A 25,044-nucleotide genomic window follows, 5' to 3' on the forward strand; every position below is an offset into this window, starting at 1 on the left:
AAGTAACACCCTAAACAATAAAATTTTAGGAATTAGGTTTGTTAGGTTAAACTATAAACTTTAAACTTGTACTTTTAAACCAATATTTCATGCCTACCCCTATTTTACAATTAAAAGACGCATCGATTTTTCAAGGTGGAAGTCTCGTTCTTTCTAACATAAACCTAGAAATGAATCAAGGCGATTTTGTATATCTAATAGGTAAAACAGGCTCTGGAAAAAGTAGCTTTATGAAAACGCTTTACGGCGATTTACCATTAACTCAAGGAGAAGGGAATATTGTAGATTTCAATTTAAAAACCTTAAAAGAAAAAGAAATTCCGTTTTTAAGACGAAAATTGGGCGTTGTTTTTCAAGATTTTAAATTACTTCCAGACCGAAATATAAACGAAAATTTACTTTTTGTTCTTAAAGCGACTGGTTGGAAAGATAAAACTAAAATGACCGCACGTGTTGATGACGTTTTAACAAAAGTCGACATGAAAACCAAGGGGTTTAAATTTCCTCATGAAATTTCTGGAGGCGAGCAACAACGTGTTGCCATTGCTCGCGCTTTATTAAACCATCCAGAACTTATTTTGGCCGACGAGCCAACCGGAAACCTCGATCCTCAAACCAGTATTGAGGTTATGGAAGTATTACAAGAGCTTAGTAAAAATGGCAATACTATTTTAATGGCCACTCACGACTACGCTCTACTACTTAAATATCCAAGAAAAACTTTAAAATGCGACGAAAACCAGGTTTTTGAAGTGGTACAGCGAAAAAGCTAGCTATGTATAATTTTATAAAACAAAAAGCCAAAACCTTAATTCCGAAATCATTTTTATTTAATAACGAATTATTTCTCCGCTCGTTTTACGGCTATTTTTATAAAGGTAAAAAACACCAGTGTAACATTTGCCAGCACAAACTAAACCGTTTTGTACCTTTAAACGAAAATGATTTACTTTGCCCATTTTGCGGAAGTATATCTAGAAAACGCCGATTATTGGATATTTTAATCAAAGAAAACGCTATTAAAGGTTCAATTTTACATTTTTCGCCATCAAGAAGTATCTACAGGTTATTAAAAAAAGATCCATCTATTAATTATTTCAGCTCAGACTTTGAGGATGAATTTTTAGCTGATTACCAATTTGATATTACTAAAATAGATAAGCCTAATGCTTATTTTAACACTATAATTTGCTATCATATTTTAGAGCATATTATTGATGACAACAAAGCTATGAGCGAACTATATAGAGTTTTAAAACCTAATGGAAAAGCATTTATACAAACACCTTTTAGGTCTGGAGAAATATATGAAGACTCCTCAATAATTTCGCCTGAAGAATGCTTAAAACATTTTGGGCAAGAAGATCATGTAAGAATATACTCGGTTAATGGATTAAAATCGAGATTAGAAAACGTAGGTTTTATAGTAAACACGCTTGAGTTTAAAACCACCAACAGTAACGAAAAATATCATGGTTTTACCACTCCAGAAATCATATTAAAACTTACAAAATAATGCTATCGGTATTAATACCAACATACAATTGTAATATAACATCGCTTGTAAACAAAATACATAAACAAGTAAGTGAATTAAATGTTGTATTCGAGATAATTTGTATCGATGATTGCTCAACAAACAAAAGCATAAGTAAAGCAAACCAAAACATAAACAATCTTAAGAATACCAATTATACTATTCTAGATAAAAATGTTGGCAGAAGCGCCATTAGAAACATTTTAGCAAAAACAGCCGCATACAGCTTACTGCTTTTTATAGATGCTGGAACTATGCCAAAAAATGCCGATTTTATTAAAAACTACCTCAAATTAAAAAACCACGACGTAGCTTCTGGGGGCATGACTTGTTTGGCGACACCACCCAACAAACCATATAAACTAAGGTGGTTGTACACAAAAAAAAGAGAATATAAAACACTGTGTTCATCGAACTTCATGATTAAAAAAGATGTGATTTTAAGGCATCCATTTGATGAAACTATAACAAGTTATGGTTATGAAGATGTCCTGTTTTTTAACAACTTAGAGGAACATCATTTTAAAACTCATTTTTTTAACAATCCTGTTGTACATCATGCCGACGATGATGCCTCAATTTTTATAAATAAAACTGACAAAGCATTAAATAATTTAATAATACTTTATAATGAAAAAAAGATTTTTCCGCATCAAGTTAAACTCTTAAAACTGTATTTAAGTTTAAAAACATTAAAATTGAACGGTTTAATTTATTTAATCTTTAAAATTGTTAAGCCAATTGTGCTAATCAACTTAAATTCAAACAATCCCTCAATTTTATTGTTCGATTTTTATAGAATAAGTTACCTTTGCCGCCATTAATAATTAACGAATGTCATTTTTTTCCGTAATTATTCCTTTATATAATAAGGAAAAATATATTGAATCCACTTTAAAAAGTGTTTTAAACCAAGATTTTAAAGACTTTGAAATAATTGTTTTTGATGATGGTAGCACGGACGAAAGTTTAAACAAAGTTAAGACATTTAACGATAGACGTATTATTATTCATAAGCAAAAAAACGAAGGGGTTTCATCTACCAGAAATAACGCCATTAAAGTTGCAAAAGGCAAATATATGGCACTTTTAGATGCTGATGATTACTGGACTCCAAACCATTTAACCGAACTAAAAAACTTAATTCACACCTTTCCTGAAGCCGGTTTATTCTGCAGTAACTACCAAGTTATTTACAACAACAAGGTTTCTTTGCCTGCTAAATTCAACTTTAATTATGGTAACAATTATGTAATTGTAGAAGACTTTTTTAAAGCCAGCATAATTAACTGTGTGGCATGGACTTCATCGGTGTGTTTTTCAAAGGAAACTTTTCTTGATATTGGCGGTTTTCAACCTCATTTAAAAACGGCTCAAGACCTCGATTTATGGATTAGAATCGCTTTAAAACATCAAGTGGCTTTTAATCCTAAAATCACTATGCACTATAAGCTTTATGTGAAAAACAGCTTATCGAAAAGCGAAGATAATTTTAATGGTATTAGGTACGATTTTATTTCTAGTTTCTCTAAAATTGAAGCAACAAACCCTTCTTTAAAATTATATTTAGATATTAACCGCTATTCTGTAGCACTGCGTTCCCTAGTAAATAATAACAACGCACTTTACAAAAAGTTAAAAAGCGAAATAGACCAAAATAACTTAAATTTTAAGCAAAAATTACTTTTAAACTCACCTAAATCTGTATTAATTAGATTTAGAAGATTTCAAAAGTTTTTATTAAACAATAATATTTATTTAACTGCCTACAAATAGTTTAAACGCTTCAAAATCTCGAATATAATCGGCTTCTTCGAACACATCAGATGCTAAAACCAAGCACACCGCACCCGATGAGAAGTTTTCAATTTCACGCCACACTCCTGTAGGAATTAAAAGCCCCTTATTAGGCTTATTAAGCATTATGGTTAGTCGCTCCTTTCCGTCGTTTAAAACCACATCAAAACTACCACTTAGAGCTATTAGAAAAGCTTGCTGCTCTTTATGAGCATGCCCGCCACGATAGGCGTCGCTTGGCACATCGTACAAATAATATACGCGCTTTATTTTAAATGGTATACAATCTTTCTCTATCACAGATAAATTTCCTCTTGGGTCGGAAATTTTAGGGATATCAATAAGCCTAACCTTCTTATTCATTTAGTAAAATTTTTCGCCAATGTAATGCAATTTTATTAGCAGACAAATGTTTCACGCTCTGTTTTGCGTTTTTCTTACAGTAAAAATACAATTCATTATTATCAACGAATGTATTCATTGCTGTAGCCAAAGTTTCGCTACAGTTGTTCTTAATTAAAAGCCCATTATATTTATCTTTTATAATTTCCTTGGGTCCAGATTTACAGTTAACAGAAATAACGGGTGTTCCCATTGATAATGACTCGACAACAGATCGGGGAAACCCTTCGTAACGACTAGTTAACACTGTAAACTCAGCTAACTCCACATAATTATACGGATCAGCTTGAAACGGAATAAACGTTATAAAATCAACTAAACCACAAGCTTTCACCTTGGCTTTTACAGCATTTAAATCTGGTCCTGAACCTAAAATCACCAATTTTATTTGTTTTCGAGGTAATTGAGACCGTTTGTAACCATCAATTAAAAGTGATAAATTTTTCGATGCTTCCTGCACTCTTCCAAAGAACAAAATATACTTAAAATCTAAAGGTTTAAATTGTTTTATTTCTTTTTCACTTTTTTCAATATTAATAGGATTGTAAATTACAGTCGCATTTTTAAACCCATACTTTAACTCAATCTCTGATTTAATTTCTTTACTTACCGCTACAAATTTATTAACTCCACCAAAAACTAAACGCGCTAAAAATTTATTTCTAGGAAAATAGGTAACTAAGTTAAAACTGCGGATAACTTTTATAATTTTGGCTCTACCAAAAACAACTCGGTACAATAAAAATTCCTTAAAAAAATTCCCATAAGGCCTATTATCTATAACATAATTAAAATTATTTTCTTTAAAATAAGCTTTTAAAACTTTTGTTTTCAACCAATTACTTGTTGAACCATGAATTGCTTTTTCTAAATTAAATAGCGTTCCAGAATATGCGTATTCTATATTATTTTTTGTTGAAACCACATGCACATTATACCCCAAACTGCATAACATTTGCGACAATAAAGCCGTAGAACGCTCTGCTCCTCCAGAAGCTAATGATGTTGTAACAATACACACTTTTTGCATTTAGGTAAAAAACAGTTTTAATTAAATATATTTACACCAAAGATTGACAAAGGTAATAAATGAATATTTTATTAATAGGCGAATTTAGTAGGCTACATAACTCTTTAAAAGAAGGTTTAGTATGCCATGGCCACGAGGTTACCATTATTGGTACTGGTGATGGCTTTAAAAAGTATCCTATTGATATTTGTATAAAGAATCGCTTTTTAGAAAACAAAAAACTTCACTTTTTAGCCAAAGCAATACACCGTATTACTAACATAAGTTTGGTTAAAGTTGAATATGCTTATAGATATTTTAAGCAACTACATAAGTTAAAACACTACGATGTTGTTCAACTTATTAATGAAAATAGTTTTAAAGCAAACCCTAAAGTTGAAATTTGGTTGCTAAAAAAAATTATAAAGCATAATAAAAAGGTTTTCTTATTATCCTGTGGGGCAGATTACAGCAGTATAAAATATGCCTTCGATAAAAAATTAAAATACTCTATTCTCACGCCTTTTAACAAGGATGAAAGCTTGCAAAAAAAATCGAAACACATGCTACGGTTTTTAAAACCTAAGTATAAAAAACTTCACGATTTTTTATTCGAAAATGTTAATGGTGTTATTGCTTCAGATTTAGATTATCATTTACCATTAATAAATCACCCAAAATATTTAGGACTTATTCCTAACCCAATTAATACCGACAAAATCAACTTTATTGAGAATAAAGTTTCTAACAAAGTCAATATCTTTCATGGTATTAGTATTGCTAATTATGCAAAAAAAGGCAACATCTATTTTGAAGAAGCACTTGCTACTTTAAAAGACAAATATCCAGATAAAGTTCACATTGAAACCACAAAAAATGTTCCCTATAAAACATATATAACTTTATATAATAATTGCAATATTTTATTAGATCAAACATATTCTTACGACCAAGGTTTTAACGCGCTTGAAGCCATGGCAAAAGGCAAAGTTGTTTTTACAGGTGCCGAACAGGAGTGGTTAGACTATTATAATTTAAAAGAAGACACCATTGTTATTAACGCCATACCAAACACACAAAAATTAATTGAGAAATTAGAATGGTTAATTTTGAATCCGGACAAAATAAATGAAATTTCTAAAAACGCAAGAGCTTTTGTAGAATCGCATCACAACTATAAAAAAATAGCACAATTATACTTAGATACCTGGCAAAAAAATTAAATTTCCCCGCCATGTGGCTTTTTTCTAAAGTAGAACCCAACTAATACTACCACCAAACTTAAATAAATAATATATCGAATAAAATGCGCCATAACTACCCCTTCTACACCATATTTAATAACTAGGAATTTTGATAAAAAATAAAAGCTTCCTAACGAGACAAGCTCTGAAAACACAAAACTTTTCACCATTCGTTTTGCCAAAAATTGATGAGCGATTACTAAACTAGCCAACCTAATAAAATCTCCAAATAATTGCCATTTAAACAAAGGCGCCATACCAGTAAAATTGGGGTAAATTATATCAATCACCAAGTACCTAAAAACATAAACAAGCAGCATGCCTAAACCAAAAACAGGTAATAATGTTTTGTATATAGTTAGGACTTCATTTTTAAAACCAGTTTTAGAATAAATTGTTGCAAATTTGGGAATAACATATAGCGAAAATATACCAGAAGAAAATGCCATATAATTTTTCGAAATAAAATTAACAGCAGTCCAATATCCAGCTTCTTCAATGTTAATTTTATTAGTAATTACGGTTCTAATATCAATTTCAATATAATTGAGTAAAACAGATGATACTAGAGACATCACCATAAAACCCATAAACGGATTTAAATATGGCACTTTTAAACTGAGAGACTTAAATGTGATATACTTTTTTAAAATACTCCCAAAAACGACAAAAACAATAAGTAACTGAATAATTGGTGTGATTACAATAGCAATCAACACGCCTTTTAAATTGAAATAATATAAACCCCCAATTAAAACAACTACAGATAATAAGTAGCCATAAAAATCAATTTTAGCGTATTTTTTGTATTCCGACAATCCGTTTACTACACCATGAAAAATACGATTGGCTCCTATTACAAACGGAATTACACCAAGAATGTAAATGACAGATATAAAATCGTGGTTTCCAAATAACTTAATCGCGATCCAACCTGCATTTAAAACTATAACAATGCTCGAAATAGTGGTTCCAACAATCCAAAAAACAAAAACAGTATTAAAAACATCTTTAAGTGTTTTAACGTCGTTTTTAAATTCTGCCACATACTTTACCACACCATTAAACGTTCCTAAGGAGGTTAAACCAGTAAGTATTTGTGTTAGGTTACGTAACTGCCCTATTTTCGAAATACCCGCTTCGCCAACATTTATAGCTAATACCCGTTGAACAAACAACGAAATAATTAAACGCATAACTATTACCAAAGCATTTAATGAGGTGATTTTTAAAAGTAAATTTTCACCTAAAAGCGCTCTAATTTTTTTCACGGTTGTTGTCGTACTTTTGGGTTAACAATTAAAATTTATTAATTAAATCGACTATTGTTGTAGCTTCGGTTTTGGTTAACGACGTATTTAGAGGTAAACTTAAAATCTGGTTATGCAACGAATCTAATTCATTAAAAGCTAAACCGTTTAATTCTTTGTAGGCTTTTTGACGATGAATTGGTAACGGATAATGTATCATGGTTTGCACATTATTTTCTAAAAGATACGATTTAAGCGCATCTCTAAATTCGCTTTTTATTACAAACAAATGAAACACATGGGCATTATCGCTGGTTACTTTTGGCAGTTGTACTTTATTAGTATTAATTCCGTTTAAATATATTTTTGCAATAGCCTTTCGCTTTTCGTTTTCGTCATCTAGTTGTTTTAATTTCACTCTTAAAATGGCCGCTTGTATTTCGTCCATCCTATTATTATAACCTTTAAAGTCATTAACATAAGATTCCGAACGCCCATAATTTCTTAATTTAAGCAAAACATTAGCCAAATGGTCGTTATTAGTAGTAATACCACCGGCATCGCCTAAAGCACCTAAATTTTTGGTAGGATAAAAGCTAAAAGCTGCCGCATCCGATAAATTTCCAGCTTTTTTTCCATTGCTGTAAACGGCACCATGCGCTTGAGCAGCATCTTCAATTAGTAACAAATCATGAGCGTCGCAGACACGATGTATTTCATTAAAATCGTATAAATTCCCGTATAAATGAACTCCTAAAACAGCTTTAGTTTTTGGCGTTATTTTTTGTTCAATAGCTTTTGCTTCTATGTTAAAAGTTGAAGGATTTGGCATAACCAAAACGGGTTTTAAACCAGCATGACTAATAGCTAAAACAGAAGCAATATAGGTATTTGCAGGCACTAAAACTTCGTCACCATCGTTCAATTTTCCTAGTACTTTAAAACCTTCAAAAATCAACTTTATGGCGTCGAGCCCGGTGCTTGTTGCAATAGCTTGTTTAGTTCCGCAAAACTTAGCAAATTCTAACTCGAAACGAGATACTTGGTCGCCCAAAATATATTGTCCAGAATTTAAAAATGCCTTAAAGACGTTGTTAAACTCGGCTTCATAGGCTATATTTATTTTTTTTAAGTCTAAAAACTCGATCATTTCATAACAGAGTTTAACAATTTGTAATTGTCCGTTTTAACAGAAAAAAATTCTTGTACCACAGTACGCGCTCCAAAACCTTCTTTCCAAAATTGAAGCCCTCTATTTATGGTTCTACCGTGGTTTTCGTTCGACGATCCAAAATCGAAAAATAATTTATCGGCAAAAAACTCATTAATCAATTTTTCAAACAAAAAATCTAAACTTCCCAACTGGTTTTTATCTTGATTTCCTGAAATATATTGACAATGCGCCACATTTTTAGTAATGAACATGGTTGTTCCAGCAACTATGGCACCTTCGTGATAAACGTTGTATTGTTTTATATTATCTGGAAAATTTTCGTGCAATTGTTTAATTTCAGATAAACTATGCACTGGCTTTACGCCATGTTTTTTATTTAAATTAGGTATTAAAATGGTGTTCCAAAATTCATCAAAACTCTTAGACTCTTCAACCTTTAAATTGTGTTTAACACCACGTTTTACACCTTCTAATCTGTTATTTGAAATCGCTAATTTATAACGCTGATTAACTACCGATAAATTGTCCTTTTTAATTAATTCTGCTTGAAGTAAAAATAGTAAATAGCTCAATTCGTCATTGGGTAAATTACAGTACATTGCTGGCATTAATTTAATTTCTAAATGGCTAATATTTTCACTATTTAAAAACGACAACAGACTAGAAAACATCTCTAAAACTTCATTAAATTTCACATCGTTTTTTAAAATAAGACCGCCATATGTTAAACCTTGATGCGAATAAACCGTTTTTGAGTTTCGATTTGCCGGAAGCAACGCCACTAGCTTATTTTTTTTGAAAACCATTAATGAAAAATCAGAAAACCTATCAGCATGATATTCCATGAAATTTCTATAAAATAGAAAGGTAGCGTTTTTACTGTTTTGAATAAAGTTATTCCATACATCAAAATAATTTGGGTTATACTTTATTACAGTAAAATTATTCATAAAAATAGTAGGTTAATCGTTTTTAAAACCTTTAAAATTCTACAATATCATCTTTATCTGCCCCAAAAAAAGAGCTACTAAAAATAAGCAAAATAATCCCGTAGTACATAATATAACTAACAAAATGAGCTACTACGGCACCCTTAACTCCTCCAAATAAGTTTATAAAATACACACTGGTAATGTAAAGAATAATAATTAAAAAGGCCTCGGTTAAAACGTAATGCCAGAACATTTTTTTCGCCAAAAATTGATACGCAATTATTATGGAAAGCACTTTTACAAAATCGCCCAAAAGCTGCCAAAAGAAAAGGTCTTCAACAGGTTCAAACTCTTCCGTAAAAATGGCTAAAATTATATACTTTTTAAGCACAAAAATAAGCACTAGTCCAATGATAAGAAAGGGCACGATAGTTTTATAAAATTGCCAAACCTCTTTTTTAAACGCTTTTATCGTCTTAATTTCAGAAAAACGGGGCAACAAATAAAGAGAAATTAAGGAACTCACAAACATCAAGTAATATTTAGAAAGACGCGTCATTGCCTCCCAAAAACCTGCTTCTTTATAACCTATATTGTCGATAATATACGAGCGAATAGCAATAGTAACTAAAGGTAAAAGTAGCACAGGAAATAAAGCCATAACAGAATATGAACTAAGCTTTTTTAACATTTGAAAGCTCACTGCACTAACTTGTACTTTGGGTAACATACTTTGCCTGTTAAAAATACCTACAAGTGTAATTAAAAATATAATGGACTCAGCTATCGCAACCGAGATTAAAGCACCTTTTAATTTTTCCTGATAAATTAAAATTAGCGCTATAGATACACTAAGAATTTGCCCAATAATATTAATAATGATTAGAATCTTATACTTTGAAAACCCATTCATTATAGAAAAAGTGAACATATTTAAAGCATAAAAAGGTAAGGCTATAGCAAATATTTTAATAACATAACCATAATCGTTATAACTTGGAAAAATAATGGTATTTATCCATTCTGAAGCAAAATAACAGAAAAAAGAAACCAATAATGTAGAAATAAACCCGAAATAATAGGTTGTTGATAACGTTCTTGTTAAAGCGTTACTATTATCTTTAAACTCCGATATATATTTAACAATGCCTTTGTACAAACCAAGGGTTGCTAATGTTTGAAACGCCGCTACAAAATTTCTTAAATTCCCAATTAGCGCTAAACCAAAAGGACCAACAATTAAAGCAATCGCTTTGGAGGTTAGCAAGCCTGCTATTATTCTGGTTATAATAGCAATCATTTGTAGTGAAGCTATTTTTACTAAAACTTTTTCGTTTATATACTCTATTAATTTTCTCAATTAATAACTTTTGGATTGGCTAGTTTAATTTTATAACGTTAAAATTAACTCAATATTCTAAATGCACACATTACTGGGCGTCTAAATATACAAATCATTTGGGTTTATCATAATGTAAAACCTATGAGATATTAATGTTTCCGATAAAAAGCAATTAATCTTACTTTTTTAATATGTAGTATAAGTTAATAAAAAAAATAGCCAAATTGGTTATAATTATTGGCTTTGAAAGCGGAGTAAGTAAAAAACCATAACATACAAATAGTAAACATCCTATACAGTTTACTATTCGCAAACGGGTAACTGCTTTCATTAAAAACGAAGTTAAAACAGTAGCAGTGGCTAGATAACCTAGCCACTCTACCCAATGTATTCCAAAAAAGTCCATAAATTATTAAATAGACTTATTACGTTTTCTATCTACTTCTTTTAAGTATATTTTACGTAAACGTAAGTGGTTTGGTGTTACCTCAACGTATTCGTCTTTTTGTATGTATTCTAAAGCTTCTTCTAACGAGAATTTAATTGCAGGAACAATTTTAGCTTTATCATCGGCACCTGCACTACGCACGTTACTTAACTTTTTAGTTTTAGTTACGTTAACCGTCATATCGTCTTGACGCGAATTTTCACCAATTACTTGTCCTTCATAAATATCTTCACCCGGATCTATAAAAAACTTACCTCTATCTTGTAATTTATCAATAGAATAAGGAATTGCTGTACCATTTTCCATAGATACTAACGAACCATTTTGACGCTCAGGAATACCACCTTTTAATGGTTGATACTCTTTAAAACGGTGTGCCATAATAGCCTCACCAGCGGTTGCTGTTAGTAATTGGTTACGTAAACCAATAATACCACGCGATGGTACAATAAATTCGCAAACCATACGCTCACCTTTAGCTTCCATACTGGTCATTTCACCTTTACGCATAGTTACTAACTCTACCGCTTTACCCGAAACGTTTTCTGGTAAATCAATAGTCATTTCTTCAACAGGCTCACATTTTACACCATCAATTTCTTTTATAATTACTTGCGGTTGCCCAATTTGTAATTCGTAACCTTCACGACGCATGGTTTCAATTAAAACCGATAAGTGTAATACACCACGACCAAAAACCATAAATTTATCGGCACTATCCGTTTCTTCAACACGTAAAGCTAAGTTTTTCTCAAGTTCTTTGGTTAAACGCTCTTTAATATGTCTAGACGTTACAAACTTTCCGTCTTTACCAAAGAAAGGCGAATCGTTAATTGTAAAAAGCATACTCATTGTAGGCTCATCAATCGCAATGGTTTTTAATCCTTCAGGATTTTCAAAATCGGCAACAGTATCACCAATTTCAAAACCATCTAAACCAACAATAGCACAAATATCACCTGTTTGTACTTCATCAACTTTAATTCTTCCTAAACCTTCAAAAACGTGTAATTCTTTAATTCTATTTTTTACAATAGAACCATCACGCTTAACTAAACTAATTTGTTGGTTTACTTTAAGCTGCCCTCTAGTTAAACGGCCAATAGCAATACGTCCTGTAAAGCTAGAGAAGTCTAACGAAGTAATAAGCATTTGTGTTGTTCCTTCTTCAATTTTAGGTTCTGGAATATGCTCAATTACCATATCAAGCAATGGCTCAATATTTTCAGTTGGCTTTTGCCAATCTTCGCTCATCCAGTTATTTTTAGCACTACCATAAACTGTTGGAAAATCTAACTGCCACTCTTCTGCACCAAGCTCGAACATTAAATCGAATACTTTTTCATGAACCTCATCTGGCGTACAGTTTTCTTTATCAACTTTATTTACCACTACGCAAGGTTTTAAACCTAAATCAATTGCTTTTTGTAAAACAAAACGCGTTTGTGGCATTGGGCCTTCAAAAGCATCAACTAACAATAGCACACCATCGGCCATATTTAAAACACGTTCAACTTCTCCACCAAAATCGGCGTGACCAGGCGTATCAATAATATTAATTTTAGTGTCTTTATAAATAACCGATACGTTTTTAGACGTAATAGTTATTCCTCTTTCACGCTCTAAATCGTTATTATCTAAAATTAAATCGCCAGTATTTTCATTTTCTCTAAATAACTGACAGTGATACATAATTTTATCAACCAAAGTTGTTTTACCGTGGTCAACGTGCGCAATAATTGCAATGTTTTTTATAGTAGCCATAATAGTGCTTATTTTAAGGGCGCAAAGGTAGTTATAAATTATCGATATTCAACACATTTTTTTTATTTGGGCATTACCCTTTGCAACCCACAAACAGTTTAACCTAACACAATGTTTATTAATAGGTTGCAAAGGGTCGCGCTTTCACTACTCGCGCTCTGCGAGGCGCTCAAACATTTAGCCTGCGTTAGGCGCAGTCTAACCGTTCAATCGCTAATGCGCATATTTGCCAAGGTAAATTTCTTAAATCGTAAAATCGAACTTATTAAATTCGGGCATTAATAGTATCTTTGTTCTATTAAATTTTAAATTGCACATGAAGCTTCAAGACATCCCCAAAATAAAACATACAAGTAATACTAATTTCTTTTTACTATGTGGTCCTTGTGCCATAGAAGGCGAAGACATGGCTATGCGTATTGCCGAAAAAGTAGTAAACATAACCAACAAATTAGAAATTCCGTATGTATTTAAAGGAAGCTTTAAAAAAGCCAACCGTAGCCGAATAGATAGTTTTACAGGCATTGGCGACGAAAAAGCACTTGAGATTTTGGCTAAAGTTTCAGAAACATTTGATGTACCAACCGTTACCGATATTCACGAAGTTAGCGATGCTGCAAAAGCCGCTCAATATGTCGATGTTTTACAAATACCAGCATTTTTAGTGCGCCAAACCGATTTGGTTGTTGCTGCTGCACAAACAGGTAAAGTGGTTAACTTAAAAAAAGGCCAGTTTATGAGTCCCGAGGCCATGAAACACGCGGTACAAAAAGTTAAAGATGTTGGTAGCGATAAAGCTTGGATAACCGATCGGGGTACGATGTTTGGCTACCAAGACATGATTGTAGATTTTCGAGGCATTCCAACCATGAAACAATACGCACCTGTGGTTTTAGATGTTACACATTCTTTACAACAACCTAATCAAACTGCTGGTGTTACAGGTGGTCGCCCAGACATGATTGAAACTATTGCCCGCGCCGGTGTAGTAAATAATATTGATGGTTTGTTTATCGAAACGCATTTCGACCCTGCGAACGCAAAAAGCGACGGTGCCAATATGTTGCATTTAGATAATCTGGAAGGTTTACTAACCCGATTGGTAGAAATTAAAAAACTAGTAAGCAGTTTTTAAATAAACCATGCTTTTTTACTCGCTTTAAGTTTTGTTGCAGCTACAATCAATAAAGTTTCGAATTGCTGTTGATTAAAATCTTCAAGACTATAAACTTGTAACGAACGTACTTGTTTGCGCTTATTGTCGTTTTTTAATTCTGGAAACTCGGGCTCAAATAAAATGCCTTGTATAAAAGCCACATCAACATAAGTTTTTCCTTTTAAAATATTTAGGTAAAGTAGCGGCTTTTTATCAATACGATAAAACGGAATTTTGTAGCTGTAGTACTCTTCTGCTTCTGGTAACGTTTTTAAAATAACACTTCGCAAGTAAAGCATTATAGACTGGTATGGCTCTTTTTGATTTATAAAGTAAGCATCAACCGGTTTCATCTAATTTAAAAGTTTTATTTAAAGCTATGAAATTTGAATATAATGGCTCGTGAGTTTCCTTTGAAATTTTAAAACAATTTTCATCTACAAAAAAATCAAAAACAACACAGCTATAATCTTCACAACACTCAGGAATATTATTTTCAATAATAAATTTCATGACTCTCTTTCTAAACTCATACTCCATTTTAAGTTTTGTGCTCAATACCTCATCGCTAAACGAGCTAGTAGAGTTCCAATTAATTTTCATTGTTTACCAAGTTTTTACAGAAAACAAACATATTAATTTCACATTCAATTAACAATTATTTAACACTAACAAACATCTAACATATTTTACAAATCATTTACTTTGTATTTCAAAGTACTCTAAAAAATGGAATCAAAAGATTATTTAAAAGACATATCAGAAATTAAAAACCTAATGAATAAATCTTCTCGATTTATTTCATTAAGTGGATTATCTGGTATACTTGCAGGCATATATGCAATAATTGGCGCTACAACGGCATACTTTTTAGTTAAAAACTCTAATCGGGGTTATTTAATTTTAGACGGTTATATTTTTAAACTGTGCATGTTAATTTTGGCATTAGTTGCTATTTTAAGTATTGTAACGGGTATTATATTAACCACTAAAAAAGCAAAAAAGCAAGGAGCAAAAATTTGGGATACCAGCTCCAAGCGACTTGTTTCCAATTTTTTAATCCCACTCATTACGGGTGGTACTTACATTTTAATATTGCTTTATCAAGGTAAATATGGCCAAACAGCAGCCTTAATGTTAATTTTTTATGGCTTAGCCTTAGTAAATGCTTCAAAATATAGTTTTGGTGATATTAAATACCTTGGAATTATAGATATAATTTTAGGTTTGGTTGCTGCCACCTTTCCTGGTTACGGATTTTGGCTTTGGGTTATTGGCTTTGGTATTATGCATATTATTTATGGTGCTTTAATGCATTTTAAATACGACAGAGTATGAGTAAGAACTTTTCTGTAATATCAATTGGTATATTAATCGGTATTATATCCGTAATTATATTTAGAAACCCAGATTATTTATTTGTTGGTCTAATATATAGTGCATTAATATTAATTTCTGGAATTTATTATCATACTAATAAGGTGTTTTATTGGCTTTCCTTTATTTGTATAATACCCTTGGCTTTACTATTTTATTTTCAATTGGTTAACCGTTTGCTTTTTTTATTAAAATACGTTCTTAACATTAAAAACGCTCCGGCATCTCCTTTGGCTTTCCCTTATGGAATATTTTTAGAATTACCTTTTTTAACTTTAATTTCGTTTTATTTATATAATTTTTATTCACAATTTAGAAATAAGAAAGCTAGACTACAAACAGAAATATGAGCATTATAAATAACATAAATAAAGCATTCGACCACAGGATTAGATTAGGCATAATGTCTATTTTAATGGTTAACGAATACGCCGATTTTAAAATGCTTAAAGAACTTCTTGAAGTTACCGATGGTAATTTAGCTAGCCATACAAAGGCCTTAGAAAAGGTTGAATACATCAAAGTTGAAAAACAGTTTATAGGCAGAAAACCAAACACACGCTACTCTGCCACCAAACTTGGTAAACTTGAATTTAAAAAACATATTAATGCCCTTGAAAAATTAATAAACAAACAATAATCATATTTTTTTATTCAATTACTTTGAATTCCAAAGTACTTTAAATACCTATTTATGGAAACAACTCAAAAATCACAACCAACTAACCGATTTACAAATTGGTTAAAAACCTCTATTACTTCGCGTTTGGTAATGATTGGTTTTTTAACCTTAGTATTATTAGTACCGTTAACCTTTATTCAAAATTTAATTTCGGAACGTTCTTACAGGCAAGATGAAGTCGTAAACGAAATAAACCAACAATGGGGCAACGAAGTATTTATTTACGGTCCCATTTTAAAAGTGCCATATAAAACCTATTCGGAAAAAATAGTAACCGACAAAAAAACGAAACAGGTTTTTACAGAAACTAACGTGGTTATTAATTATGCTTATTTTTTTCCTGAAAGCCTCAATATTACATCCAATATTAACCCAGAAACAAAGCAACGTGGTATTTATAAAACTGCCGTTTATAACAGCGAAATAAAACTAAACGGTAAGTTTACAAAACCAGATTTTAGTGATATTGAAGTTGCCGAAAGCGATATTATTTGGGAAAAATCTAAAATAATTATTCAAACTTCAAACGTAAAAGGTGTTAACAAATCTAATTTAACCCTTAATAATAACACCTACGAATTATCGTCAAAATACCTTAACCAAACCAATTTAGCTTATAACCAAGTAGCTATGCATACGCTAGAAACTAAGTCATTAACTAAACACCCAATTAATTTTAACGCCCCAACATCCTACGCTATAAACTTCAATATAAAAGGCAGTAAACAAATTCGTTTTATTCCAACTGGTAGACAAACGGAAGCTAGAATAACATCAAACTGGAAAACAGCAAATTTTATAGGTGAATTTTTGCCTTATAATGGAGACAAAACCAGTGACTCTGGCTTTGATGCAAAATGGAAAATTCTCGATCTTAATCGTCCGTTTTCCCAACAACATTTTAACAGCTTGCCAAATTTAACAGCCTTTGCTTTTGGCGTTAATTTTATGATTCCGGTAGATGAGTACCAAAAGAGTGAACGATCGGCTAAATACGGCTTTTTAGTTATTGGTTTAACCTTTTTGTTTTTTTTCCTTATTCAAACACTTAGTAAAATAAACATACACCCTTTTCAATATTTAATGATAGGATTGGCTTTAACCATGTTTTACACATTACTAATATCTATTTCAGAGCATAGCTCCTTTTTAAAGGCCTACCTTATAGCAGGCACTTCGGTTATAACGTTAATAACACTTTACTCTAAAACTATATTAAAAACACTTAAGTTTCCGCTATTTATAGGAATTTCATTAACCACACTTTACGCCTTTATTTTTGTAATTATTCAATTAGAAAACTATGCACTTTTAGTTGGTAGTATTGGCTTATTCTTAATACTAACAACAGTTATGTTTATATCTAGAAAAATAGACTGGAACAACGGTTAATATCATTAGTTAATTAATAAACCTTGTTTAAAAACATATTAAAATTAGGCAAGATTTATCTTAAAATTTCAAGTATTATGGAAAACATAAAAGAATTATCATTTAACAAATACACAGCATTAAGCACGCTATCTATAACATTATGTTCTAGCTTTTTTTTACTTCTTGTAAGAATGAAACTAGCTCACTCTTTTCATTACTCATTTTTAATGTGGAATTTATTTTTAGCAGTCATACCTTATGCCATAACCACTTATTTAAAACGCATCCCCAAGCGAGAAACCTTAAGTTTGATGTTATGGCTTTGTGGCTGGCTGCTTTTTTTACCTAATGCGCCATATATTGTAACAGATTTTGTGCATTTAAAATACAACCATAGTAATTACTTTTGGTTAGATGCTTTAGTAATTTCTGCCTTTGCTTTAAGTGGTTTATTATTGTTTTACTTTTCGTTATTAGATTTTAATAAAATAATAGCAAAAAAACTTAACACAGAAAAAGCAAACTATCTATCTATTTTAGTATTATTCGCATCTGCATTCGGTGTGTATTTAGGTCGATTTTTCAGGTATAATTCTTGGGACATTGTTAGCAATCCTGCGAATTTATTTATTGATATTGCTAACTTATTAGTTAACCCAGAATACATGAAAGAATCATGGATTTTCACAATAACCTTTGGGGTATTTTTATGCGGTGGCTTTTGGGTGTTTAAAACACTAGAACAACAAAAACGACCACATTAGTGTTGGTCGTTTCTGTTTTTTTCTTGAAGTTTTCTAACTATGGTTGCTGCCATGTTACGCGGTATAAGCCTTGGTAGTGTTGCTAAAAATTTATTAAAAGCACCAGGTATTGCATAAGGTTTGCCTTTTTGCATAGCTTTATAACCATATTCTGCTACCGATGTGGCGCAACCCATATTAAATTTAATTTTGTTTTCGCTTGTATTTGCAGATACTGTTTCTTGAAATGCTGTTTTGGTTGGCCCTGGACATAATGCGGTAACGGTAACACCTGTGCCTTTTAACTCGTTAGCAATAGCTTCTGTAAATGATAACATATACCCTTTTGAGGCGTAATAAATAGACATTAATGGCCCTGGTTGAAAAGCTGCTAAAGATGACATATTTAATATTTTACCAGAACCGCGTTTTACCATGCCTTGCAAAGCCAATTTTGTTAAATGTGTTGCCGATAACACATGTACGTTTAGCATTTGTAACTCACGTTCCCAATTGGTTTCTACAAACGAACCAAATAAACCAAAACCAGCATTGTTTATTAAAACATCTAGGGGTTGGTTTACGGTTTCCATTATTTCTATGGCTACGTTAGGTTTGCTTAAATCTTTTGCTATGGTTATTACCTCAACACCATGACTTTGCTCTAACTCACTTTTAACATCTTTAAGCTTATCCTCATCAATATCCACTAAAAATAATGTGTACTTATCTTTTGCTAATAAAATGGCTAATTCGTAACCTAAACCTGAGGCTGCACCTGTTACTAAAGCGTATTGTTTCATACCTCAAATAAAGTAATTATTCTGGAAAATCACTCTTTTTCGTTTACAAAATCTTGCAAATAATTAAATTTTGAAGTTAGTTTACCATTTTCGGTAATTTTGGCACGTTGTAAAATACCATCTTTATCTCCGTTGAAAAAAGCCGGAATTACATGTTTTAAAAACATGTCTCCAAAGCCTTCGCTGGCATCTTGTGGTAATTCACAAGGTAAATTATCGACCGCCATAACCACAATGGCATTTTTGTTTTTATAATCGACTTCTGTTTCGGTTTGTGGGTCGTAACCATAAATGGGGTCTGCAATGGTTGAAGCGCGAAGTGTTGTAGCTACTGGCCCGTCGACATCGCAACTAATATCGGCTACAACTTTAATATTAAAATCGGGCGATTTTACATCTTGTCGGGTATACAAATATGGTGCGCCATCGCCGTAAAAGTGTCCTGCGATATAATAATCGGTTACTTTGGCGAATCGCATGAAATTGGATTGGTAATCCTTCGGATTATTAAAAAAGTCTGTATTATTTAAAACCTGTCCGTCTGTACGCTTGTTATAATCGAGCACATCAATTTTACAATACACAGGTTCGTTGAATGTTTCGTTTAAATATTCTTGAACCGAAACCGATTGTATTTGCATAGCATCTAACATTTCTTGAGCCCCGTTGGCCACTTTACCGCTTCCGGTTAATAATATTTTTAGGTTTGGAAGCTCTAATTGGTTTAATTCTGAAATTAAGGCTGCCTGGTTGGGCAAAGGTCCTGCTTTTGGCAATTGCCAAGTATTGTATTTTAAACCCCAAGCTCGAAACCCGTTGTAAGCCCCAACTATACCTGCAAATCGGCCAAAGCCTATAAGCCGGTTTCCTTTGGCATCGACAATGGTTTCGTGGTCGTAAAGCTCTATATTTTTTTCTAAAATGGCTTTTAGTAATTTACGATTGTACGGTTGCTTTTTTATGGTGTGCGAAAAGAAGAAATATTTTTTATTAGGAATTAATGCCGAAATTGGCACTTCTTTTACACCAATTAAAACATCGGCATTTGAGACATCGTTTGTTACTTCAATCCCTTCGTTTTTATAGGCTTCGTCTGAAAACACCCGAATAGTTGAAGCTTCGGCCACAAAATCGGCTTCTGGAAATTGTTTTTTAGCTTCGGCTAATTTTTTGGGTGAAAATACCACGCGACGATCGGGTGGTGTTTTTCGTTCTGTGATTATTGCAAATTTCATAAGTTTTATGCGCCTAAAAGTGGCAAGTGTTTTATTTTATGATAGGTTAATGCGAGGGTTATACAATGCTGTAGTTCGGTTTTAGGAATGGTGCCGTTTATATTAAAAATAATGGCTCTGTTACCTTCGAATTTAAAAACCGTTTTATAAATTATTTTAAAGGTTGACACCAACTGCGAGCTGCATTGAAAATACATGGCGTATTGGTTGGGTGTTTTGGGTTTCCAATCGATTCGCAAGGTACTGCCGTGTTTTGTTAGGTAACTTGGCTCGTTCCATTTTAAGGTTTCTTCTAGTTTTTCTAATCCTGTTATGCTTTCTGCTGTTTTTAAAACTAAAGCGCGTAGCGCATCCATTTTTGGTTTTACCTGCGGTGGATAGTTATTAAATATTTGTTTTACTTTTGGATGACTGACAATTTGCATAACATGAAACTATGGAATACTTTTTGTTGTAATTTAAGTGTATTAAAACAGATTTACAAACTTTTTAATATCTTTGCCGACCGCGTTAAGGATTGAGGTATTGTTGGAGCTCCTCGCAGAGAGCGACTACCGAAAGCCTGACGCACTTTTGCCATTAAAAGCAAAAGTGGGTAACGCCCACTGTTTAAAAATACGCTTCGACTGCGCTCTGCGTGACAATTGAAGTGACATAATAAGATTCCCGCCTGCGCGGGAAAATGGGGTCGACTGGTTTTGACAGCGAGATTAATTGAACGGTAAGCACGTGGTGTAATGGTTTTGAAACACCTAAAAGGCTAGACCAAATTTTAAACGGCGAGAATAACTACGCTTTAGCTGCATAATCTGAATTATAGTAAGATTGGCCTAGGTACACAAGGTGTACAAGCTTTATGTCTCCGGAAAGCCTTGATTGACGGCGTTCCATTTTGAGGCATCGTAAATGTCAATATAGTTTAAGTGCTGCTTCGATGCTTAAGCGAAACTAAAGAAGCTAAGTTGTAAGTAGGTTGTCTTTAACCAGCTTGCAATCGAAAACCTAAGAAAAGAATAAACGTGTAGAAAGCCCTTTGGTTACTTGTTTGGACGAGAGTTCGATTCTCTCCGACTCCACTTTTAAAAACCTCAACTAGTTAATTTTTAATTAGTTGAGGTTTTTTCTAGTCAACATATAGTCAACAAATCAAAAAAGAGTACTTTATATACTGTTTTTACAAATAATAAGCACCCGACTATTAACTTGTATATTTTACAACTAAACACTTGCACCTTTTTTATGTACAAAAAACAATACCTATAACTTGTATTGCATAAAGTAACTCGCAAAAATACTATTAACTTGAAATAATATTGAATAATCAAACAAAGCCAATATTTTTATAAACTTTTAAAAGCTTATTTTTTAGATAAAATTTTCGCTAATTAAATTCACTAAAGTTATCATACTAAATCAATATATATTTATATTTTTAAGTTCTAAATAATCAACAACTTATTAATGTCATTATATCAATCTTCGGTACTTAAACACTATTTAAAATTACAAGATAGTGAAGCCATAAATAAAGCATATAAAAAATATACCAAGTACTTTTTAAACCCAACTATTCAAGATAACATACGTAGCTCTAAAGAAGAAGAATACCAAGGCATTTTCCTTACAGAATTGTTTGTAAATATATTAGACTATACCCTTAAACCCAAAGCTAACTTTAATTTAGTAGCAGAATATAAAAACCAAAATAACGCACGTAAAGCCGATGGCGCCATATTAGATAATGATATAGCTATTGGTGTTATAGAATTAAAAGGTACAAATACCAAAGATTTAGAAAGCATACGTAAACAAGCGTTCGATTATAAAGCAAACCAGAAAGGATGCGTTTATGTAATAACATCAAATTTTGAAAAATTACGTTTTTATATTAACGATGCCACCGAGTTTGAAGAATTTAATTTATTCGAGCTTACACCAGAACGATTTGAGCTGTTATACATCTGTTTGCAAAAAGACAATGTATTAAATAACACAGCTTTAAAAATAAAAGAGCAGTCGGTTGTTGAAGAAGAACAAATAACCAAACAATTTTATAAAGACTATTCGGTATTTAAACGTGAACTGTTTAGAGACCTGGTTAAACGCAATGCTAGTAAATTAAAAAACTTACGTCATTCTCAATTGGTTTCAGAATCAAACCAAACAGACGAAGAAAAAACAGAATTAGTAAAACTAGAAAAAAACGTTAAACTAACCCTCTTTAAAAAATCACAAAAATTAATAGACCGTTACCTATTTATTTTCTTTGCCGAAGATAGAGGCTTACTACCACCAAATAGCACTCAACAAATATTAGATAAGTGGAAAGCCGATGTAGATTTTGGAGACGACCGCCCACTTTATACGCTATTTAAACAATATTTTAAATTTTTAGACCAAGGTAGAGCAGGAACAACAAACCGAGCAGAAATATACGCTTATAACGGTGGTTTATTTAAAGAAGATAAAACCCTAGATAGTTTAGATATAGATAGTGAGTTGTTGTACAAACACACCTGTAAATTGGCAGCTTACGATTTTGAAAGTCAAGTAGATGTAAATATACTTGGGCATATTTTTGAAAACTCACTAAACGAGATAGAAAGCGTTAATGCCGAAATTGAAGGAGGCGATTTTGATAAACAAAAATCTAAACGTAAAAAAGATGGCGTTTTTTACACGCCTAAATACATTACCAAATACATTGTTGAAAATACCATTGGTAAACTGTGCGACGAAAAGAAAACCGAACTAGGCTTTAAAGAAGAAGAATATTTTAAAGGCAGAAAAAACAGAAATAAAACAACCATAACCAAATTAGTAAATATTTTAGATACCTATCGCGATTGGTTACTACAACTCACCATTTGCGACCCTGCCTGTGGTTCTGGTGCATTTTTAAACCAAGCTTTAAACTTTTTAATAGCAGAACACCAATATATAGACGAACTTAAAACAAAAGTATTAGGTGGTGGCTTACAATTTCCAGATATTGAAAACACCATACTAGAAAACAATATTTACGGTGTAGATTTAAACGAAGAATCTGTAGAAATAGCAAAACTATCGCTGTGGTTACGTACCGCACAACCTCGCCGTAAATTAAACGATTTAAGTAGCAATATAAAATGTGGAAACTCTTTAATAGATAGCAAAGCCGTTGCAGGCGATAAAGCTTTTAATTGGCAAGAACAATTTCCTAAAGTATTTGAAAATGGTGGTTTTGATGTGATTATTGGGAATCCGCCTTATGTTAGACAGGAATTGTTTAAAGAGATCAAGCCTTATTTAAAAGAAAATTATAAATGTTACAACAGTATAGCTGATTTGTATACATATTTTATAGAAAAAGGAATTAATTTGATGAATGAATATGGTCTGTTTTCTTTTATTCTTCCTAATAAATTCTTGAAAGCTACTTATGGTAAAAACATAAGAAAGGTGATGAAAGAAGATGCTAATTTGGAGTTGTTGTTCGATTTTGATGACTATCCTGTTTTTGCTGACGCTACAACCTATCCTATTATTTATGTTTTAAATAAAAAGCCTAATTATAAAACTAAAACATTTTTATATTCTGAAATTAACAAAAGAGATAATACGTTAGACCCAATAAACACTTTAGAGTTAAAGAAATACCAGGTTTTTCTAGATTCTCTAAAAGATGAAATGTGGAATTTTATTGATTTAAAAAAATCTAGATTATTAGATAAAATTATAACTAATTCAACTTATTTAAAAGATTTAGTTGATAATAAGATATTTGCAGGTATAGCTTCTGGTAAAAATGATGTATTTATTGTAAATGACTTGAATAAATTTAAATATGATATAAATGCTTCAGATAAATTAAAATTAATTTTAGGAGGTAGTGAAATATCTCGTTATAAAATTAATCCAATTGGTAATTATATCTTGTTTATGCCATGGGATTATGATTTAAATTCCTCTGAGTCAATAAAAAAATATCTTATTAACAATAAAACAGAGCTTGAAAAACGACCAGAAGTTAAGTCAGGTAGATTTAACTGGTGGTGCTTAAGTAGATATGGTAGTAATAATTCACACCTTCTAAATAAACCTAAAATAATCGCACCTTTTATAAATAATAAGTGCAACTTCTATTTAGATGAATCAGGAGAAATTTATTTACAAAAGAATAGTATGTTTATCTCTTCAGGTTCTAAATCATTATTAGCCTATTTGAATTCTAAAGTTTCATTTTTCTATCTTTCAAATGTTTGTACGACTCTTCAAGGTGGATATTATGATTTTAGAAGAGATAAAATACAACTATTACCAATTCCAAATAATTTAAATGAAAAGGAAACTTTTTTTGTTCAAAAGGTAAATGCAAATCTAAACTACAATAAAGATTTTAATTTAATTATAAAGAAATTTGAAGCCTATCTTAAACAACATTATAATTTAGAAAAACTGTCCAAAAAACTACAAAACTGGCACGAGTTAGAATTTGGCGAGTTTATAAAAGAGCTAAACAAAGCCATAAAAGCCAACAACAAACTACGTGTTAAAGATGGTTTAGAAGAAATACCAACCCTAACCAAAAAAGACGAGTTTGAGTGGTTAGACCTCTTTGAAGACAACAAACAAAAAGCACAAACCTTACAAACCCAAATTAACCAAACCGATAAAGAAATAGACCAAATGGTTTATGAGTTATACAATCTTACCGATGAAGAAATAGCAATTGTTGAGCAAAGTTAATTTACTAACCATTAAGGCGTTTACTTCTTTTTTTTAATGAGGTTCCC

Annotated in this window: 23 protein-coding genes and 1 other RNA gene; 12 read left to right on the forward strand and 12 right to left on the reverse strand. The window is 31.7% G+C overall.

The annotated features are described in order from the left end of the window. Nucleotides 1-89 precede the first annotated feature (89 nt). The 4 genes from PW52_RS11925 to PW52_RS11940 are packed head-to-tail and all read left to right on the forward strand — an operon-like array spanning nt 90 to nt 3,313. Nucleotides 90-773, forward strand: coding sequence for a cell division ATP-binding protein FtsE (locus PW52_RS11925; RefSeq protein WP_044633189.1), 684 nt, complete (start codon nt 90-92; stop codon nt 771-773). 2 nt (nt 774-775) lie between these two features. Then, a complete protein-coding gene (locus tag PW52_RS11930) occupies nt 776-1,516 on the forward strand; it encodes a class I SAM-dependent methyltransferase (protein ID WP_044633190.1) in 741 nt (246 codons plus the stop codon). Continuing rightward, a complete protein-coding gene (locus PW52_RS11935; RefSeq protein ID WP_044633191.1) occupies nt 1,516-2,361 on the forward strand; it encodes a glycosyltransferase family 2 protein in 846 nt (281 codons plus the stop codon). The genes PW52_RS11930 and PW52_RS11935 overlap by 1 nt, the downstream gene beginning before the upstream one ends. 10 nt (nt 2,362-2,371) lie before the next feature. Further along, nucleotides 2,372-3,313, forward strand: a complete 942-nt coding sequence (locus PW52_RS11940; protein ID WP_044633192.1) for a glycosyltransferase family A protein — start codon at nt 2,372-2,374, stop codon at nt 3,311-3,313. Here the strand turns inward: PW52_RS11940 and PW52_RS11945 are convergent. Then, on the reverse strand, nt 3,296-3,697 hold the full coding sequence (locus PW52_RS11945; protein ID WP_044633193.1) for a sugar 3,4-ketoisomerase: 402 nt from the start codon (nt 3,695-3,697) through the stop codon (nt 3,296-3,298). The genes PW52_RS11940 and PW52_RS11945 overlap by 18 nt on opposite strands. Continuing rightward, nucleotides 3,690-4,766: a glycosyltransferase gene (locus PW52_RS11950; RefSeq protein ID WP_044633194.1), complete on the reverse strand. Its 1,077-nt coding sequence runs from the start codon at nt 4,764-4,766 to the stop codon at nt 3,690-3,692. The genes PW52_RS11945 and PW52_RS11950 overlap by 8 nt, the downstream gene beginning before the upstream one ends. 59 nt (nt 4,767-4,825) lie before the next feature. On the opposite strand from PW52_RS11950, the gene PW52_RS11955 reads away from it, so the two are divergent. Next, complete coding sequence (locus PW52_RS11955; protein ID WP_044633195.1) at nt 4,826-5,968, forward strand: glycosyltransferase family protein; 1,143 nt, start codon at nt 4,826-4,828, stop codon at nt 5,966-5,968. Here PW52_RS11955 and PW52_RS11960 read toward each other — a convergent pair. The 5 genes from PW52_RS11960 to typA all read right to left on the reverse strand — a co-directional run bounded on the left by PW52_RS11960 (nt 5,965) and on the right by typA (nt 12,899). Beyond that, nucleotides 5,965-7,260 (reverse strand): O-antigen translocase, encoded by a 1,296-nt coding sequence (locus tag PW52_RS11960; RefSeq protein ID WP_240475183.1) that lies wholly within the window; start codon nt 7,258-7,260, stop codon nt 5,965-5,967. The genes PW52_RS11955 and PW52_RS11960 overlap by 4 nt on opposite strands. Before the next feature lie 28 nt (nt 7,261-7,288). Then, nucleotides 7,289-8,389, reverse strand: a complete 1,101-nt coding sequence (locus PW52_RS11965) for a DegT/DnrJ/EryC1/StrS family aminotransferase (protein WP_044633196.1) — start codon at nt 8,387-8,389, stop codon at nt 7,289-7,291. Next, on the reverse strand, nt 8,386-9,363 hold the full coding sequence (locus tag PW52_RS11970) for a GNAT family N-acetyltransferase (protein WP_044633197.1): 978 nt from the start codon (nt 9,361-9,363) through the stop codon (nt 8,386-8,388). Before PW52_RS11970 ends, PW52_RS11965 begins: the two co-directional genes overlap by 4 nt. 31 nt (nt 9,364-9,394) lie before the next feature. Further along, nucleotides 9,395-10,705 (reverse strand): O-antigen translocase, encoded by a 1,311-nt coding sequence (locus tag PW52_RS11975; protein ID WP_044633198.1) that lies wholly within the window; start codon nt 10,703-10,705, stop codon nt 9,395-9,397. Nucleotides 10,706-11,099: 394 nt separating this feature from the next. Next, nucleotides 11,100-12,899, reverse strand: coding sequence for a translational GTPase TypA (gene typA / locus PW52_RS11985; RefSeq protein ID WP_044633200.1), 1,800 nt, complete (start codon nt 12,897-12,899; stop codon nt 11,100-11,102). A gap of 316 nt (nt 12,900-13,215) precedes the next feature. Here typA and kdsA point away from each other — a divergent pair, with 316 nt between their 5' ends. Beyond that, nucleotides 13,216-14,034: a 3-deoxy-8-phosphooctulonate synthase gene (gene kdsA / locus PW52_RS11990; protein ID WP_044633201.1), complete on the forward strand. Its 819-nt coding sequence runs from the start codon at nt 13,216-13,218 to the stop codon at nt 14,032-14,034. Here kdsA and PW52_RS11995 read toward each other — a convergent pair. Both PW52_RS11995 and PW52_RS12000 read right to left on the reverse strand, forming a co-directional pair. Continuing rightward, on the reverse strand, nt 14,031-14,408 hold the full coding sequence (locus PW52_RS11995; RefSeq protein WP_044633202.1) for a DUF1801 domain-containing protein: 378 nt from the start codon (nt 14,406-14,408) through the stop codon (nt 14,031-14,033). The two genes, kdsA and PW52_RS11995, sit on opposite strands and share 4 nt — an antisense overlap. After that, complete coding sequence (locus PW52_RS12000) at nt 14,395-14,658, reverse strand: hypothetical protein (protein ID WP_044633203.1); 264 nt, start codon at nt 14,656-14,658, stop codon at nt 14,395-14,397. The genes PW52_RS11995 and PW52_RS12000 overlap by 14 nt, the downstream gene beginning before the upstream one ends. Nucleotides 14,659-14,784: 126 nt before the next feature. Here PW52_RS12000 and PW52_RS12005 point away from each other — a divergent pair, with 126 nt between their 5' ends. The 4 genes from PW52_RS12005 (at nt 14,785) to PW52_RS12025 (ending at nt 18,252) form a co-directional block, all read left to right on the forward strand. After that, nucleotides 14,785-15,393 (forward strand): hypothetical protein, encoded by a 609-nt coding sequence (locus PW52_RS12005; protein ID WP_044633204.1) that lies wholly within the window; start codon nt 14,785-14,787, stop codon nt 15,391-15,393. A gap of 385 nt (nt 15,394-15,778) precedes the next feature. After that, complete coding sequence (locus tag PW52_RS12015) at nt 15,779-16,072, forward strand: winged helix-turn-helix domain-containing protein (RefSeq protein WP_044633206.1); 294 nt, start codon at nt 15,779-15,781, stop codon at nt 16,070-16,072. A gap of 54 nt (nt 16,073-16,126) precedes the next feature. Beyond that, nucleotides 16,127-17,506: a cell envelope integrity protein CreD gene (gene creD / locus PW52_RS12020; protein ID WP_044633207.1), complete on the forward strand. Its 1,380-nt coding sequence runs from the start codon at nt 16,127-16,129 to the stop codon at nt 17,504-17,506. Nucleotides 17,507-17,583: 77 nt separating this feature from the next. Then, nucleotides 17,584-18,252, forward strand: coding sequence for a DUF1361 domain-containing protein (locus PW52_RS12025; protein WP_052823475.1), 669 nt, complete (start codon nt 17,584-17,586; stop codon nt 18,250-18,252). Here the strand turns inward: PW52_RS12025 and PW52_RS12030 are convergent. The 3 genes from PW52_RS12030 to PW52_RS12040 are packed head-to-tail and all read right to left on the reverse strand — an operon-like array spanning nt 18,249 to nt 20,694. Further along, nucleotides 18,249-19,034, reverse strand: a complete 786-nt coding sequence (locus tag PW52_RS12030; RefSeq protein WP_044633208.1) for an SDR family NAD(P)-dependent oxidoreductase — start codon at nt 19,032-19,034, stop codon at nt 18,249-18,251. The two genes, PW52_RS12025 and PW52_RS12030, sit on opposite strands and share 4 nt — an antisense overlap. A gap of 29 nt (nt 19,035-19,063) precedes the next feature. Further along, nucleotides 19,064-20,269, reverse strand: coding sequence for an NAD(P)-dependent oxidoreductase (locus PW52_RS12035; RefSeq protein ID WP_044633209.1), 1,206 nt, complete (start codon nt 20,267-20,269; stop codon nt 19,064-19,066). 5 nt (nt 20,270-20,274) lie between these two features. Continuing rightward, a complete protein-coding gene (locus PW52_RS12040; protein ID WP_044633210.1) occupies nt 20,275-20,694 on the reverse strand; it encodes a DUF1801 domain-containing protein in 420 nt (139 codons plus the stop codon). A gap of 259 nt (nt 20,695-20,953) precedes the next feature. Between PW52_RS12040 and ssrA the strand changes: the two genes are divergently transcribed. Continuing rightward, nucleotides 20,954-21,348, forward strand: a transfer-messenger RNA (tmRNA) gene (gene ssrA / locus PW52_RS17400). A gap of 382 nt (nt 21,349-21,730) precedes the next feature. Next, complete coding sequence (locus PW52_RS12045; RefSeq protein ID WP_044633211.1) at nt 21,731-24,997, forward strand: Eco57I restriction-modification methylase domain-containing protein; 3,267 nt, start codon at nt 21,731-21,733, stop codon at nt 24,995-24,997. Nucleotides 24,998-25,044 lie beyond the last annotated feature (47 nt).

Source organism: Neotamlana sedimentorum (assembly GCF_000943565.1).
GTDB classification, from domain to species: domain Bacteria; phylum Bacteroidota; class Bacteroidia; order Flavobacteriales; family Flavobacteriaceae; genus Neotamlana; species Neotamlana sedimentorum.

What these genes read in the sequence shown, in the direction of transcription:
- PW52_RS11925 (WP_044633189.1), top strand. Translation starts at nt 90, where the DNA reads ATGCCTACCCCTATTTTACAATTAAAAGACGCATCGATTTTTCAAGGT.
- PW52_RS11930 (WP_044633190.1), top strand. Translation starts at nt 776, where the DNA reads ATGTATAATTTTATAAAACAAAAAGCCAAAACCTTAATTCCGAAATCA.
- PW52_RS11935 (WP_044633191.1), top strand. Translation starts at nt 1,516, where the DNA reads ATGCTATCGGTATTAATACCAACATACAATTGTAATATAACATCGCTT.
- PW52_RS11940 (WP_044633192.1), top strand. Translation starts at nt 2,372, where the DNA reads ATGTCATTTTTTTCCGTAATTATTCCTTTATATAATAAGGAAAAATAT.
- PW52_RS11945 (WP_044633193.1), bottom strand. Translation starts at nt 3,697, where the DNA reads ATGAATAAGAAGGTTAGGCTTATTGATATCCCTAAAATTTCCGACCCA.
- PW52_RS11950 (WP_044633194.1), bottom strand. Translation starts at nt 4,766, where the DNA reads ATGCAAAAAGTGTGTATTGTTACAACATCATTAGCTTCTGGAGGAGCA.
- PW52_RS11955 (WP_044633195.1), top strand. Translation starts at nt 4,826, where the DNA reads ATGAATATTTTATTAATAGGCGAATTTAGTAGGCTACATAACTCTTTA.
- PW52_RS11965 (WP_044633196.1), bottom strand. Translation starts at nt 8,389, where the DNA reads ATGATCGAGTTTTTAGACTTAAAAAAAATAAATATAGCCTATGAAGCC.
- PW52_RS11970 (WP_044633197.1), bottom strand. Translation starts at nt 9,363, where the DNA reads ATGAATAATTTTACTGTAATAAAGTATAACCCAAATTATTTTGATGTA.
- typA (WP_044633200.1), bottom strand. Translation starts at nt 12,899, where the DNA reads ATGGCTACTATAAAAAACATTGCAATTATTGCGCACGTTGACCACGGT.
- kdsA (WP_044633201.1), top strand. Translation starts at nt 13,216, where the DNA reads ATGAAGCTTCAAGACATCCCCAAAATAAAACATACAAGTAATACTAAT.
- PW52_RS11995 (WP_044633202.1), bottom strand. Translation starts at nt 14,408, where the DNA reads ATGAAACCGGTTGATGCTTACTTTATAAATCAAAAAGAGCCATACCAG.
- PW52_RS12000 (WP_044633203.1), bottom strand. Translation starts at nt 14,658, where the DNA reads ATGAAAATTAATTGGAACTCTACTAGCTCGTTTAGCGATGAGGTATTG.
- PW52_RS12005 (WP_044633204.1), top strand. Translation starts at nt 14,785, where the DNA reads ATGGAATCAAAAGATTATTTAAAAGACATATCAGAAATTAAAAACCTA.
- PW52_RS12015 (WP_044633206.1), top strand. Translation starts at nt 15,779, where the DNA reads ATGAGCATTATAAATAACATAAATAAAGCATTCGACCACAGGATTAGA.
- creD (WP_044633207.1), top strand. Translation starts at nt 16,127, where the DNA reads ATGGAAACAACTCAAAAATCACAACCAACTAACCGATTTACAAATTGG.
- PW52_RS12025 (WP_052823475.1), top strand. Translation starts at nt 17,584, where the DNA reads ATGGAAAACATAAAAGAATTATCATTTAACAAATACACAGCATTAAGC.
- PW52_RS12030 (WP_044633208.1), bottom strand. Translation starts at nt 19,034, where the DNA reads ATGAAACAATACGCTTTAGTAACAGGTGCAGCCTCAGGTTTAGGTTAC.
- PW52_RS12035 (WP_044633209.1), bottom strand. Translation starts at nt 20,269, where the DNA reads ATGAAATTTGCAATAATCACAGAACGAAAAACACCACCCGATCGTCGC.
- PW52_RS12040 (WP_044633210.1), bottom strand. Translation starts at nt 20,694, where the DNA reads ATGCAAATTGTCAGTCATCCAAAAGTAAAACAAATATTTAATAACTAT.
- PW52_RS12045 (WP_044633211.1), top strand. Translation starts at nt 21,731, where the DNA reads ATGTCATTATATCAATCTTCGGTACTTAAACACTATTTAAAATTACAA.